Source organism: Bradyrhizobium sp. GW821-FHT13H06 (assembly GCF_058803975.1).
In genome coordinates this window covers 1-13,745 of record NZ_JBXAPN010000019.1, presented here as the reverse complement: position 1 = coordinate 13,745, position 13,745 = coordinate 1, and the positions used below count along the sequence as shown (strand labels likewise).

Here is a 13,745-nt window from a genome sequence, read left to right as displayed (position 1 = left end):
TCGATCGGCATGCGCATTCCCTGCCCGTTCTGCGGCAATCGCGACGTCAGCGAATTCGCCTATCTTGGCGATGCCAGCGCCCCGCGGCCGGCTGCCGACGCCCCCGACGCCGGCCGCCAATTCTTCGAAGCGGTCTATCTGCGGGACAATCCGTCCGGCCTGCATCGCGAACTCTGGTATCACGCATCCGGCTGTCGAAGCTGGCTGGAAGTCGAGCGCAATATCAGAACCCATGAAATCACCAAAGCCACCTTTGCCCGCGACCGGGTCCGTGCATGAGCGACATCAGCGCCCCGCAACCCAACCGAATCGACGGCGGTCTGATCGACCGCAGCAGAGCGTTGCGCTTCCACTTCGACGGCAAGCGCTACCAGGGCTTTCAGGGCGATACGCTGGCATCCGCTCTCCTCGCGTCCGGCGTCAGGATCGTCGGCCGCTCGTTCAAATATCATCGTCCGCGCGGCATCATGACCGCCGGCTCCGAGGAGCCGAATGCGCTGGTCGAATTGCGGAGCGGCGCACGTCGTGAGCCGAACACACGCGCCACCACCGTCGAGCTGTTCGATGGGCTCGAGGCCCGGAGCCAGAACCGCTGGCCATCGCTGCGTTACGATATCGGTGCGGTCAACTCGCTGTTATCGTCCCTGTTTGTCGCCGGCTTCTACTACAAGACCTTCATGTGGCCCGCTTCGTTCTGGGAGCGGGTCTATGAGCCTCTGATCCGACGTGCCGCCGGCCTCGGCAGGGCCAGCCTGCAGCCTGATCCCGACCAGTACGAGAAGGCGTACGCTTTTTGCGACGTGCTGATCATCGGCGGTGGCCCCGGCGGTCTCGCTGCGGCGCTGGCAGCGGGACGAGCGGGCGCCCGGGTCATCATCGCGGATGATGACTTCATCCCCGGCGGCCGGCTGAACAACGACGTCCACACGATCGACGGCCTCTCAGGCGTTGAATGGGCCAAATATGCCGCCAAGGAGCTGGGCGCACTTCCGAACGTCACAATGATGCTGCGGACCACAATCTTCGGCGCCTATGACGGGGGCACTTTCGGCGCGCTCGAACGCGTTTCCGATCACCTGCCCGTTCCCCCCGCGCACCAGCCGCGGCAGCGCCTATGGAAGATCGTGGCGCAGCGATCCATTCTTGCGGCAGGCGCCATCGAACGGCCGATCGTGTTCGGCGGCAATGACCGTCCCGGAATCATGCTGGCCTCCGCGGTGCGCACCTATCTCAATCGCTACGGCGTGGCGCCGGGCAAGGCGGCGACCCTGTTCACGAGTTGCGACGACGGCTGGCGCACGGCGTTCGACCTCGCGCGTGCCGGAGTCAAGGTCCAAACCATTGTCGATGCACGATCCGAGATCTCCCCATCGCTGGTCGCCTCCAGCCAGACGATCGGCGCCAGACTGTTGAAGGGCGCACACGTCGTCGACACACGCGGCGCACATGGTCTCAGCCAAATTCGCGTGCGGACCAATAAGGGCGACGACATCGCGATCGAGTCCGACCTGCTTGCGGTCAGCGGCGGCTGGAATCCGAACCTCGCGCTCTCGACCCATCTCGGCGGTCGTCCGCGCTGGTCCGAGGAACGCTCGGCCTTCCTGCCCGGCGATCTGCCGCGGAATCTCGTCGTCATCGGCGCCGCGAGCGGCGCACTGACGCTGGCGGAAGCGCTGAAACAAGGGACGGCTGCCGGGGCGACCAGTGCGGATGCCGCCGGATTCAAATCCGGCGCCCGGCCTGAATTCGTCGTCGACGACGAGAGCATCTCCGGCGAGCCGCTGTGGCAAGCCGCAGCATCCCGATCGAAGGCTTTCGTCGACTACCAGAACGACGTGACGCAGGCCGACATCGCGCTTGCCGCTCGCGAGGGCTTTACGTCGGTCGAGCATCTGAAGCGCTACACCACGCTCGGCATGGCCACCGACCAGGGCAAGATGGCAGCCGTCATCGGTCACGCCATGATGGCGGCGCTCACGGATCGTCCGATGCCGCAGGTCGGCACCACCATCGCGCGACCGCCCGCCACGCCGGTCGCGATCGGCGCCTTCGCCGGCCGTCATCGCGGCCAGGATTTCCGTCCAGTCCGGCTGACGCCGAGCCACCGCTGGGCCGAACAGCTCGGCGCGACCTTCGTCGACGCAGGCCCGTGGCGGCGCGCGCAATGGTTCACGCGAGCGGGCGAAGCGGACTGGCTTTCAACCGTGGCTCGCGAGGTCAGGACCGTGCGCAGCGCCGTCGGCGTCTGCGACGTCTCGACCTTGGGTAAAATTGACGTCCAGGGCGCGGATGCCGGTATCTTCCTCGATCGCATCTACATCAACACCTTCTCCACCCTGCCCGTCGGCAAGGTGCGCTATGGACTGATGCTGCGCGAGGACGGCATCGCGATGGATGACGGTACCTGCGCCCGCTTTGCGCCCGATCACTACGTGATGTCGACGACGACGGCGAACGCAGCGAAGGTGATGCAGCATCTCGATCACGCCCGACAGGTGCTCTGGCCCGAGCTCGACGTCCAGGCCATCTCCGTCACCGAGCAGTGGGCCCAATTCTCCATTGCCGGACCGCGTGCGCGCGATCTTCTGGATCGTCTGCTCGGCGGCGCGATCGACATATCCGATGCCGCATTTCCGTATCTCGCCTGCGCGGATTTCTGCTGGAGAGGGCGGCCGGCGCGGCTGTTCCGCGTCTCCTTTTCGGGCGAGCTTGGCTACGAGTTCGCGGTCCCGGCGCGTTTTGCTGACGAGACGATCCGCGCGATCATGGAGGCCGGCACCGGGTACGGCCTCACTCCATATGGCACCGAAGCGCTTGGCGTGATGCGTATCGAGAAGGGACACATCGCCGGCAACGAGCTGAACGGCACCACCACCGCGCACGATCTGGGGCTCGGCCGGATGATGGGCAAGAAGGACTTTATCGGCAAGGTGCTTGCGCGTCGGCCCGGACTCGTCGATCCGGACCGTCCGGCCGTGATCGGGTTGAAGCCGATTGATCGCCGGCAACGCCTGCGCAACGGCGCTCACCTGCTCTCGCCCGGTGCAGCCGTCAAGCTCGAGAACGATCAGGGATACGTCACATCGTCGGCATTCTCGCCGATGCTCGGCCATTGGATTGCGCTGGCTCTGCTGGCATGCGGCCGAGAACGCGTGGGACAGGTCTTGCGGGTCGTCGACCCTCTGCGAGGTGCCGATTTCGAGGCCGAGATATGTTCTCCCGTCTTCTATGATCCGGAAGGAGCGCGGCTGCGTGGCTGATCGTCTCAATCATGGCTTTGCGGCGTCCTCCAACCCGGGCGTCATCGTATCGATACGCAATGATCTCGGCTACGCGACCATCATGGTTCGGCGCGGCGCGGACGAGCAATTGAAACAGCGTGTCAAGACCGCCTATGGAATCGATCTCGTTCCCGGTCCGCGCCGCAGCGCATCCGGCAATGTTGCCTTTCTCGGAATCGGGCCCACGACCTGGCTCGCGACGCAGGACGATGGCGGCAATGGATTTTCCGTCTCGTTGAAGCAGGCTGTCGGCGATGCTGCATCGGTGACCGATCAGACCGACTGCTATGTCATTCATCGCGTCAGCGGGCCGCGGATCGGCCAGGCTCTCGCGAAGGGTTTTCCGATCGATCTGCACAACCGTGTATTCGCGCCGGGCGCCGTCGCCGTGACAGCCGTTTCGCACCTCGGCGCCATCATCTGGCGGCTGGATGATCTGGAAGACGGTACACTGGTTTTCGAGATTGCAGTCTTCCGCAGCCTTGTCGACAGTTTCCGTCGCTGGCTGGATGACAGCCTGGCAGGGTTCGGGCTCGCACGGAACTGATCGCCTGTCGGCAATGCATCGAAGCTGCGTGCCGTCCAATCCTGGTATACCGGCCGATCGGCCCTGGGCTATGCTCCGAATCTCATCTAAAGGACCTATCCGATGGCGAGGGCCAAAAGCTCGAAAACAGTCTCACGCGAGGCGCCTGAATACCGTACCGGCTCCAACGCACCGCAGGATCCCCGCAACCTCGAACGCGCCCTGGGTGCCCAGATCCGAAAGTTGCGCCGGGACGGCGATCTGTCGGTGCTCGACTTATCAGCTGCGTCGTCCATCTCGGCCGGCATGCTGTCGAAGATCGAGAACGGTCAGATTTCTCCGTCACTGGCGACGCTTCAGTCGATCGCCAAGGCGCTCAACGTCCCGCTCAGCCTGTTGTTTGCGGCCTCAGAAGAGCGACGCGATTGTTCATTCGTGCGCGCCAAGCAGGGCGTCGTGATCGAGCGGCGCGGAACCAAAGTGGGTCATGTCTACCAATTGCTCGGACATGTCATCGGCGGCGACGTCGTCGTCGAGCCGTACATGATCACGTTGAAGGAGGACGCCGAGCCCTTCACGGCATTCCAGCACGCCGGCATGGAATTCATCTACATGCTCACTGGCGAGGTCGACTATCGGCACGGCGATAGCAGTTACCGTCTGCGGCCCGGCGATTCCATCCTGTTTGATTCCGGCGCGTTGCACGGTCCCGAAAGGCTCGTCAAGCTGCCCATGACGTATCTGTCTATCATCGTGTATCCACGCGGGTGATCTTCGCCAACATGCTTCCCCAGCGAGCGGCGGCATCAGCAAACTCTCCTGCAGGTGCCGGTTGGCTTGTTCGTCGATAGAGTTGATCCGGCAACCGCCATCGCCAGCAATTGACATGGCACTAGACGATGAAGTCCGTCTCATGCAGGTCCGCCGTTCGGACGCCCTGCAGCGTTATCGTATCGCTGGCCGTCAGGTGAACCGCGGCATTGCCCGAGGCGTCGTCGCTGATCAGGCTCTTCAGTGCAGCCCAATCCGCAAAGCCGTAGTCTTGTACGTCAATCAAATCGTGCTCGACCGCCGCGCTGCCGACGATCGTATTGCCTTGATTGAAGTCATGGATCAGGTCCTGGCCCGAGCCCTTTTCGAACGCGAAGATGTCGCTGTTCGGTCCGCCCCACATCTCGTCATTGCCGCCTTTGCCGTTCAGGATGTCCCTGCCGCCCGTTATCGAACCTGGCTCAGCTGGAGCGTAGGCGCGGGCGTCGCCCACCACGTTGTCGGCGTACGATCCGCCCGTGAGGACATCGTTGCCTCCATGCGCGTTGCCGGACATGGAATCGGCATCGCCGATCAGCAGGAAGGAATAGAAGTGAAGATTGCCGTTGAGATCGACGACGGTGAGGGTATCGTTCCCGCCGCGTGCATCACCTGAAAGCCCACCCGCATCGCCGTACATTGTCCCACCTCCGGTCTGGGCTTCGCTCCCGATTGTGAAGGTGAGCTTGTCATTGCCGCCGTGCGCGTTATCGGTCAGGCCGAAAGCATCGCCGTACAGAATTGCCGAGCCGGTCTGGCCGGTCTGGAGAGCGACCAGAGTGTCGTTGCCGCCATGGGTGTCCCCGGACATGGTTCCGCCATCGCCGACCAGTGTGTTCAATGACCGGCCGCCGAACACGCCGATGACGGTGTCGTTGCCGCCCTGCACGTGGTCAGACATGGCACCCTCGGCGTCGCCATAGAGTGTGAAGCCGTTGCGTACCGAGCCCGTGCTGTCGCCGGTCACCGTGTCGTTGCCGCCTTTGGAATGGCCGGACATGGATTGAGCATCACCGTCGACGATGACGGTGTTGTTCTCGCCCGCGATGTTGACCGTGAGTGAATCGTTGCCGCCCCGGGAATGATCGAGCAGGGCTGCGGCATCGCCCACGAGATTGATGAACGTCAGGCCGTCGACGTTCACCGTGATGGTATCGTTGCCGCCATGCGCATTGGACGGGAACTCAGGATCTCCGAACAAGGTTTCAAAGCTGAGCTGCGGAATAGTCAGCGTGATCGTGTCGTTGGGCAGACGGCGCATGGCAACTCCAATTTCAAAGAGAACGTGAAGATGCGGGGATCTCCCTCGCGAAACACGAGCATTTCGCTCGGACGGCCAAAGCTACCTCGGGTTGATGACCGAGATTCGCCGATAACTGGACATGATTGCGACCGCCGCGCGGCCTCTATCATTCCACATATTGCCAGGAACAGAGGGCATGTTGGCTAAACCCGATCAACGAGCGGGGGCGTCTTGCCAATCTGCAATCCCGACAGAAGTTGGAGGGTGCGCGTCAACTGTCGGCCAATGCTTCCGTTGAAGCGCTGCCGCTACATGTCGATTCAGAATGTTAGACTGGACGCAAGCCGAAGCGGCCGCGCTCGGCTTTTACCTGCGATATGGCGAAGATGATTACAGCACCCACGCTGGTGTCCAATGGCGAGCGAAGCCCACGCTTCTTTCATCGGATTGCAGATCAGCTCGAAGCGTGCTTGCCTATAAGCTAGAGGGTGGAGATCCCGGCAAGCTCCCATACCGTTTCGTCAGACAATCCCATCGCCTAGGACCAAGCGGTGCTCTCATTCATGGAGAAGCATTAACAGCATCGCTGATTGCTGAGAACATCGGCTCCTGGCCCTTCAGCGACCTCGGAATTTGCACTGACGGCTGGAGGATGTGGTAAAAATCCGGCAATCCACAATCCTGACGCTTGAAAAAGTGAAACAATCACCGGGCCTTATCTGATCCCGTCACGGATCATGTATCCGATCGCTGTCATGGTCTTATCCTCTTCTGTTGTTCCCGCGAGGGGCCGATCCCCTCGCGATGGCGAGACCGTCATGGGAAGCGAAACGCCTTCGAACCCACTTTCGGGGCGCAGCGCATGCGGAGCACCTGAGCCGACGGCTTTTTTTGGAAGCGAAGCGCCCGCGAGGAGCCGGACCTTTTGTCCGGCGGGGAAAGAAACTGGCGGGGAAGGTTTTGACAGGCGGAGCGCTTCCCATAGGTCTGTTCGCCACGCATGAGGGGGTCGGCCCCGCAGGCAACGGCAGAGGACAAGCCACCCCGGTCGGGCGGGACAAGACGAGCTGGCAGCTACGATGAGAAGGCGGGACAGGTCTGGCGACTGGCCCGCATCTATCGTCATCCGAACTGCGGCAAGAGCGCCGAGACCCATCCCAACTTCCGGATCATCCCTCTGGGCACAGACATCGGACGGGCTCGATCTGCCACGGCGAGAACAGCGACGAGGACTATCGTGAGCCCGTCGCGCGCGGCGACTGAGTTGTCCCGGAGGCAGCTCTCTTCCAGTCTTGCGGTGCATCAGACCAGGGCGAGGACAGCGTGTTTGCGCTGATCCTTAGCATCAGCTGGCTAACGCGCACCACCTATCAGAGCTGCCCGCGGCCGCCATGCCGCTCCTTATGGCTGAGGCCTAGGCTGTGAAGCGATACGGCGACTCGAAGCGGCAACACGCGCGCCGACGTGCCGCGATGTCAATCTCGCAGGTTCGATGTTACGATCATTTCGTGCATGCCGATTCCCGGACTGCACCTTTAGCTTGATGCATTGACGGAGGGCACATGGCCAAGAAAGCGAAGAAGGCGAAGAAGACCGCGCCGAAGGCGAAGAGGACCACCGCGAAAAAAGCCGCGAAGAAAAAGAAGTAGCTCTTCTCTTAACCCGCTTTCAGTCTCAAGTGACGCCGTGGCCGACGCAACGTGCTTGCGTAAAGCCGATGAGGCGTCCCGGCCGAGAGTGGTTCGAGCCACCTGTGAGGCCGGATCGTCAAACGCGGTATCGCGTGGAACGGTCCGGCTCTTGATTTTGAATTTCCCCCTTCTAAGGGCGCCGCGCTACTGTCACATACCGGGCGATCAGTTGAACCCGTTGATCAGCGCCGGCACGATCTTCGAAAGCAGGACAGCGTTGGAGGTCAGCGCCGAAGCGCAAACGACGACCTGCGCAATACAGATCCGGCTGAGCCTTACGGATTGCGACTCGGGAAACAGCTTGAACGGGTTCATCATCGTAAACTCCATGATGCAGTGCACTGCCGTCAATTGATCGAGCTATAGGATGAGTCGCTCGGTTCTCGATTAACGGAATTTGCTGTTCATCGGATTGACTCAGATGCGACTCGGACGCTGCAAGATTCGGGCGCGGACGGGGTTTCCGCGCCCGAATCGTCAGGCCTAAATTGAGGTAAACAGAGCATTAATGTTCTCCGACGCCCGGGCGATTTCAAAAGCCTTGTTGGGATCGTAGTGGCTTGGCGGAAACGCCATGTAGCGCGGCACGAATCCCTCCACGCGCTCCCGTCCCTCGCCTTTTAAGCAGTCGCGAATGATGGTCTTCTGCACCTTAGCGGTCTCGGTCACGTTGCCGTCGGCCGTCGCCTGGCCTGCGAACCTCGGCAACCAGCGCATTGATCGCGGTGCGGTCCTTTAGAAGGTCGAGGAAGGCGTCGTCGAGTTTCCACCATCGTTTGACGTGGGGCTGGATCACGAGGCCGGCCGCCTCGGTCAGCGCCGATCCCGCGGAAAGCGTCTCGGCCATCGCGAGTGCGATCACCCTGAGCACCTCCTCGTCCGGAAGCGCAAGCAGCCGGGCGAACAGGACTGCCCCGGTATGGGCATCGCCGTTGCCCCGGGTGAGCGTGCCGTAGTAGCTCTTCTCGATCTGGAGCAGGTCGAGCACTGCGTCTCGTTCAGTTGTCAGCGCGACCTGCGCGGAGCTGGCAGCTAAGCTTTCCGCGGTCGTTTCTTTCTCGGCGCGCTGCGGATCAGGCTTGACGCTCCAGAGCGGAGAGCCGGCGATCATATGCACCGCGGCAAGGCGCAGCGCAATGGCGGGACGGGCCAGCAGCTCGGCGCGAACGATGGCATGCCGGTGCAGCGCCAGATAGTTCTCGGCGACCTTGGTGAGTTCGGGCTTCGCGGCGAGCGTCTCGCGCTTGCCATCGCTATCCCGGCTGTCTTCACCGGCGGCGTGCGGGCTTTCATAAGCCCGGTAGCCTCGGTGACCCTCGACCTCGCCGTTAGTCCGGACTTCAATGAAGGCTTCGCCGCCCTCCTCCAGCTCGGCTTCGTCATATTGCCATGCCGGAAAGCGTGTTCCCTTGTCGAGCACGGTGACCGTCCAGCCCTGCCCCGCCAATTCGTCCCTCAGCCCGGCTATGGCTGCATTCTGCAAGACCCAGAAGGCATCGACATCGGCGAAGTAGCTGAAATCGCCAAAGAGGTCGGTGATTACATCGCCCTTGTAGGTATCGAGCGGAAATCGCGCCACGCTGATTGCGATCTGGTTGCTGCCGAACAGCCATTGCCTGAGGTCCCGCCCTCGTGGCGCGCCGTCGTCAATGGTCGGGTCCTTCTCGGCCGCAAATGCCGCAACCCATTCCTTTTGCTGTCGCCGCGTGGCGGAGGCGAGCAGTTGCAGCTCTTCGGCTTCGATGTCGCCGTTGCGGTAGGCGTCCTTGATGACGCTTTGGAGCGAAGCGAGCGCAAGACGCTGTTTGACGTAGCGCTCGCTCTGGCCGAACGTCCGCGCGATGTCCGCGACGCTGCGTCCCTGTTTCAGGAGCTTGCCGAAGGCCTCGTATTCCTCAAGCTCGTCCATGCCGGCGCGCGCCACATTCTCGATCAGGGATGCTTCGAGGGCGTCGGCGTCGTTGTCCCCGACGGCGATCGCGCAAGGCAGCAAGACCTCGCTGATTGCCGTCCCCTGTTCTTCGGCGACCTTGTTTGCCGCGAAGTAACGCCGCCTGCCCGCGACGATCTCGAACGTCTCCCCGTCAGGCCGGACCAGCAGGGGCTGCAGGACGCCGCGCGGGCGGATCGACGGCAGGATATCGGAGATGTCGGGGGCTTTCCGGCTGTGGCGGACATTGACGCTTGCGATCTTGAGATCGCTGAGAGCGATGTTGCGCAGTTCCATGTTCGTTCCCTCTCGTTTGCAAAGATGAGCTCGGCAGGTTGGGGGTGAGGCCTCGTCGAGGGCCCGATGTCGCGAGGCGATGGGGTGTGTTGGCCAACAGCTGCGGCGGTCGGCCGACACCGTTGGCGGCGCGGACGGCGTCGGCCGCAGCTAACCTGCGGCGCTCATCTCGGCGGCTGGCATTGCCGCCTGCCGGTTATCCAGCCCTTCGGGCGCGGCCTCGTGCTCGCCGGAGGAGATGTCGCCTCCGAAGGCGAGCAGGAAATCGGCGGCCTTGCTCGCCTTGCTAGCCGCTCGGAAGATCGCGCGGTTATCCTCGCGAAGCACCTTCAGCCATGAGCCCAGATAGTCGGCGTGTCGGACGGAGGGTCTGATGCAAAGGGCAGCGCAAACGAAGGCTGCGGTCAGCTCGGCGACAAGTTCTTCATTGGCGTAGGGCTTTGAGCCAAAGGCGCCGGAGAGATCGCGGTTCAAGCGGCGCGGATGGCCGGTCCAGTGCCCGAGTTCATGAAACAGCGTCCGATAATAGTTGATCTGCTCGAAGAATGCAGGTTGCGGCGGAATATGGACGGTATCATCCGACGGTTGGTAGAAGGCCTTGGCGCCACCGATGCGAACATCGGCGAGCGTCGCGGCGGCCAGCGCCTCGGCCTGTGGCACGATCTCGCGCTCGGGAAGCGGCGGCCGCTCAGCGATGCAGTGATCCGGCAGGTTGTCGCATTGATCGACATTGAACACGGTATATCGGCGAAGGAATGGAACGGACGCCTCTTCCTTTGCGGGCTGTTCCTGACCTCTGGGTCTCGTGCCGCCCTGCTCGCGCTTGGGAACGAAGCGATCGGCACAACAGACGGTGACACCGTGTTCGCCCTTGCGCACGGTGCCGCCGAGGCTCGAGGCCTGACGGAAGGTCAGCCACCGCTGCGAAGAGAAGCCGCATTCAAACAGCTGACCCCAGAGGATCAGGACGTTGATCCCGGAATAGGCCTTGCCCGTTACGGCATTGCGCGGCAACGCGAATGCCTGATTCTCGCCCCCGCTCCCCCATGGCCGGGCCCATGGAAAGACGCCAGCCTCAAGATCCGCGACGATGTGCGCTGTAATCTCCTCATAGAGGCTCGCTTTCGGCTTAGTCGCTTTGTTGTTCGTTGGACGTTTGGACATGACGATCTCCTCTCGCTTTCCTTCCGCGCCCTGCCCAGGAAGGCGGGGTGGGCGGCGAAGAGCGACCGGACAGCCCCGAACAGTTGAGGCGGGATGCACCGGAACGGCCGGAGCGACAGCGGATGACCGCGCGACGAAAGAAGTCGTCATTTCGAACTGCAAGGACGCGCGGTTGCGGCGCGCCGGTTCGGGGCTATACGGGAGCGCCGCCCACCCCGCCTACCGGGGTCAACGAAACGCGCCGGCCGCCTGCGGCCGGCTCAATAAAGGGCTGCTGTAGCGTCCCGTCAGATCTGCCGCGCCGTTGTTTGAACCCCATGTCCGCATCGACACATAAGCAACCGCTCATTCACGAGCGGAGTGTTTCCGCCAGGGATCGAAGCCGAAGGCCGAGACCGCGGAGCGGGCTCGGTTCACAAGAGCCTGGCCCGCAAGCACAGCTTGAGGGGGCGGCCTATGACAGCAGATCCTGAATTTTCCTGCTCACCATTCGATCGTCTTTCGATGCTGCCCATTCCAACAACGCCTGACGCAGCGTGGTTGCGAGGATTCCATGATGGGCAAGCCGGGCGAGTACAAGCGCCCGGTCAGACTCATGGCGGGCAATCGACAGATCCGAGAGCAGCCGGACGTCGTAGCCATGTCTCGCGCCTTGCAAAGCCGAGATCAACACCTCTTCCTCCAGAAAGGCTCCCCCTAGAAAAATCGCGCCGACATCCAAATGCGCCAGCCGCTCGGCAAGCCGCCTTTCGCGCCAGATGGACAGCGCGTCGATATCGACATGCTCAAGGGACGAGGAGATCTCGTCCGGTACAAGAGTCTGTTCGTATTCGCCGATCGCAAATTGAGGAATCGCGAAGAACGCGCGGCATGCCGAGAGCAAAGACAAATTCGCGCGGCGGCGTCCTGCGAGCGCGTCAATGGCGCTCGTTGCTGCGCGCCGCGTGACATTCAACAGGACGATGCAGCTATGGTGTGGGTCGGCCAACATGGGGGCATCCCGAGCCACAGGCGGCTCTGTCGATTACGCGGCCCTGCGCTCGGCGCCGGGGACGACGAGCACCGGCCCCTCGATTCCGGCTTGGCAGTACATGGCCGCAAGCGCGTGGTCGGAATTATAGAGAAGTCCCGCAAGCGCCGTGGTCTGTCCAAGCGGCTGCGGCTCCGCCAATCGTTCAATCGGCCATCCTGCTCGCCTGAGGATACGTTCCATTCTTATATCCGTGACCGTAGCAATCGCTCGCGCGCCTCTGGCGCGCATCGCCTCGATCATTGCGGCGAACAGGACGAACGTCACGCGATTGAGATTGCCTCGACCAACCTCGCCGGCGCGCGCGGTGTCGACGAAGAAGCGCGAACTTTCCAGGATGTCGTCGCTACGCGACGCTTGGCCATCACCGAGGAGAAATGGGAATGTATCGGCCAACATGTTTGGACCCGTCGACGGAAGGAGACGGACGCATCCCAGCACGTCGTTGGCATCCGAGATCGCCAGGAGACGCGTGGGATTGAGCGCATCATAGATGTCGATCTCGAAATCGCCGGAGACGGAGACGGTCCAGTCGAGGCGGTCCTTGAAGACCCGCCGGCGCAGGCGAAACATCTCTGCGAGCAACGCAAGGTGCGGCCCGGCGTGACGGTGGTCGAGGGACAGGACGTGCATGAGGAGCTCCATGAAGAGAGGGAGCTCAACTGAACAGAAACCCGAACGTCCTACACCTGTGGCTTTTGACAGGTCGGTGGGAAGGATCAGGAAGTTTAAGCAAGTGTTAGCAGGCGAACGGCACCGCTTCCAGACAAAAGCCTCTCCAGCTTTTGGGATGGACGCATCCGCTCTGCGAATTCCGTTTTAGGGTAGGAAGCCCCGGCGAACCGCCTGCGCCACCGCGTGCGCAATGGTCACTGCGCCGAGCTTTCGGCGGGCATTCTCGAGATGAAACTCGACAGTTCGCGGCGTGATGCCCATCAGCACCGCTGTCTCCGCCAATGTCTTGCCACGAGCCGCCCAGGCGAGGCATTGCCGCTCACGCTGACTGACGGGCGCCGCCTCTTTGGCTGCGACCGAGGTCGCGATCGTCCGATCGGACAGATGTGCGTGAAAGTAGATTCCGACAAATTGCACGATGTCGCCCGAACCGGCGAGCACGTGGTCCGGCCGCATCAGCGGATCGTCCGTTGCCAAGGTGAAGGCGGCCATCTGGCCGAACCCGCCTCTGATCGGCACGGTGATGCCTGACCTGATCCCGTACGTTGTCGCTTCTTCGAAGAACCTCAATTGTGCCTTGTTCGACCGCGGCGTCGCACCCTGCGCGTCCCAACTGAAGACACCGCGCTCGGCCCGGGCGCGCTGCACAACCGGATCCAAGCTCTGGTAGTTCAGGCGAAAATACCGGCTGGTCCAGGACTTCGGATACGATGAGATGAGGCTTGGCTGACCGTCGCCCATGCGCAAATAGGCGAACCAGCGGAAGCCAAGCCCACGCGCTACGCGCGACGCTACCCGTTCAAACGCGTGACCGTCCTCCGCCGTCTGGAGCGCATCAACGAACTCCTCGAACAAGTACTCAGTGCGCTTCATCTGGAATCGAGCCGAGCCCCTGACTATGCGCTCATACCTTCCGCGGATCTTCAGCGTCCACGGCCAAGCGGGTGCGCTGAACGACCCTTAGTCGAGCTCTTCCGTCAGCTCCGGAACCGCCTGGTAGAGATCGGCGACCAGGCCGTAATCGGCAACCTGGAAGATCGGCGCGTCCTCGTCCTTGTTGATCGCAACGATCACCTTGGAGTCCTTCATGCCGGCCAG

General features: G+C 62.5%; 12 protein-coding genes and 1 pseudogene. 4 read left to right on the top strand and 9 right to left on the bottom strand.

Annotated elements, in window-relative coordinates; translation table 11 throughout:
- Positions 1–9 precede the first annotated feature (9 nt).
- The 4 genes from AC1RQP_RS39315 to AC1RQP_RS39300 all read left to right on the top strand — a co-directional run bounded on the left by AC1RQP_RS39315 (position 10) and on the right by AC1RQP_RS39300 (position 4,578).
- Entirely contained in the window at positions 10–279 is a 270-nt protein-coding gene (locus AC1RQP_RS39315; RefSeq protein ID WP_492943007.1) for a sarcosine oxidase subunit delta, read from the top strand.
- Positions 276–3,260, top strand: coding sequence for a sarcosine oxidase subunit alpha family protein (locus tag AC1RQP_RS39310; protein ID WP_492943005.1), 2,985 nt, complete (start codon positions 276–278; stop codon positions 3,258–3,260). The genes AC1RQP_RS39315 and AC1RQP_RS39310 overlap by 4 nt, the downstream gene beginning before the upstream one ends.
- Entirely contained in the window at positions 3,253–3,828 is a 576-nt protein-coding gene (locus AC1RQP_RS39305; protein ID WP_492943003.1) for a sarcosine oxidase subunit gamma, read from the top strand. Before AC1RQP_RS39310 ends, AC1RQP_RS39305 begins: the two co-directional genes overlap by 8 nt.
- Before the next feature lie 102 nt (positions 3,829–3,930).
- Complete coding sequence (locus AC1RQP_RS39300; protein ID WP_131870224.1) at positions 3,931–4,578, top strand: helix-turn-helix domain-containing protein; 648 nt, start codon at positions 3,931–3,933, stop codon at positions 4,576–4,578.
- A gap of 121 nt (positions 4,579–4,699) precedes the next feature.
- On the opposite strand, the gene AC1RQP_RS39295 is transcribed toward AC1RQP_RS39300, so the two are convergent.
- The 9 genes and pseudogenes from AC1RQP_RS39295 to AC1RQP_RS39255 all read right to left on the bottom strand — a co-directional run.
- Positions 4,700–5,878 carry a calcium-binding protein gene (locus AC1RQP_RS39295; RefSeq protein ID WP_492943001.1) on the bottom strand — a complete coding sequence of 393 codons (1,179 nt, stop codon included), beginning with the start codon at positions 5,876–5,878 and terminating at the stop codon, positions 4,700–4,702.
- 1,838 nt (positions 5,879–7,716) lie between these two features.
- Complete coding sequence (locus AC1RQP_RS39290; protein WP_492942999.1) at positions 7,717–7,869, bottom strand: hypothetical protein; 153 nt, start codon at positions 7,867–7,869, stop codon at positions 7,717–7,719.
- Between the two features lie 165 nt (positions 7,870–8,034).
- A complete protein-coding gene (locus tag AC1RQP_RS39285; protein ID WP_492942997.1) occupies positions 8,035–8,202 on the bottom strand; it encodes a hypothetical protein in 168 nt (55 codons plus the stop codon).
- A gap of 1 nt (position 8,203) precedes the next feature.
- Positions 8,204–9,898: a ParB/RepB/Spo0J family partition protein gene (locus AC1RQP_RS39280; protein ID WP_492942995.1), complete on the bottom strand. Its 1,695-nt coding sequence runs from the start codon at positions 9,896–9,898 to the stop codon at positions 8,204–8,206.
- Positions 9,899–9,928: 30 nt separating this feature from the next.
- Positions 9,929–10,942 (bottom strand): ArdC family protein, encoded by a 1,014-nt coding sequence (locus AC1RQP_RS39275; protein WP_492943128.1) that lies wholly within the window; start codon positions 10,940–10,942, stop codon positions 9,929–9,931.
- A gap of 454 nt (positions 10,943–11,396) precedes the next feature.
- Positions 11,397–11,933, bottom strand: coding sequence for a cysteine hydrolase family protein (locus tag AC1RQP_RS39270; RefSeq protein WP_492942993.1), 537 nt, complete (start codon positions 11,931–11,933; stop codon positions 11,397–11,399).
- Between the two features lie 33 nt (positions 11,934–11,966).
- Entirely contained in the window at positions 11,967–12,605 is a 639-nt protein-coding gene (locus tag AC1RQP_RS39265) for an acyl-homoserine-lactone synthase (RefSeq protein WP_492942991.1), read from the bottom strand.
- Positions 12,606–12,791: 186 nt separating this feature from the next.
- A complete protein-coding gene (locus AC1RQP_RS39260) occupies positions 12,792–13,520 on the bottom strand; it encodes an autoinducer binding domain-containing protein (RefSeq protein ID WP_492942989.1) in 729 nt (242 codons plus the stop codon).
- 87 nt (positions 13,521–13,607) lie between these two features.
- Positions 13,608–13,745, bottom strand: a pseudogene (locus AC1RQP_RS39255) (electron transfer flavoprotein subunit alpha/FixB family protein); the annotation flags it as partial.

Bases quoted from the DNA above. Each gene is read 5' to 3' on its own strand.
- AC1RQP_RS39315 (WP_492943007.1), top strand. From the start codon at position 10: ATGCGCATTCCCTGCCCGTTCTGCGGCAATCGCGACGTCAGCGAATTC.
- AC1RQP_RS39310 (WP_492943005.1), top strand. From the start codon at position 276: ATGAGCGACATCAGCGCCCCGCAACCCAACCGAATCGACGGCGGTCTG.
- AC1RQP_RS39300 (WP_131870224.1), top strand. From the start codon at position 3,931: ATGGCGAGGGCCAAAAGCTCGAAAACAGTCTCACGCGAGGCGCCTGAA.
- AC1RQP_RS39295 (WP_492943001.1), bottom strand. From the start codon at position 5,878: ATGCGCCGTCTGCCCAACGACACGATCACGCTGACTATTCCGCAGCTC.
- AC1RQP_RS39290 (WP_492942999.1), bottom strand. From the start codon at position 7,869: ATGATGAACCCGTTCAAGCTGTTTCCCGAGTCGCAATCCGTAAGGCTC.
- AC1RQP_RS39275 (WP_492943128.1), bottom strand. From the start codon at position 10,942: ATGTCCAAACGTCCAACGAACAACAAAGCGACTAAGCCGAAAGCGAGC.
- AC1RQP_RS39270 (WP_492942993.1), bottom strand. From the start codon at position 11,933: ATGTTGGCCGACCCACACCATAGCTGCATCGTCCTGTTGAATGTCACG.
- AC1RQP_RS39265 (WP_492942991.1), bottom strand. From the start codon at position 12,605: ATGCACGTCCTGTCCCTCGACCACCGTCACGCCGGGCCGCACCTTGCG.
- AC1RQP_RS39260 (WP_492942989.1), bottom strand. From the start codon at position 13,520: ATGAAGCGCACTGAGTACTTGTTCGAGGAGTTCGTTGATGCGCTCCAG.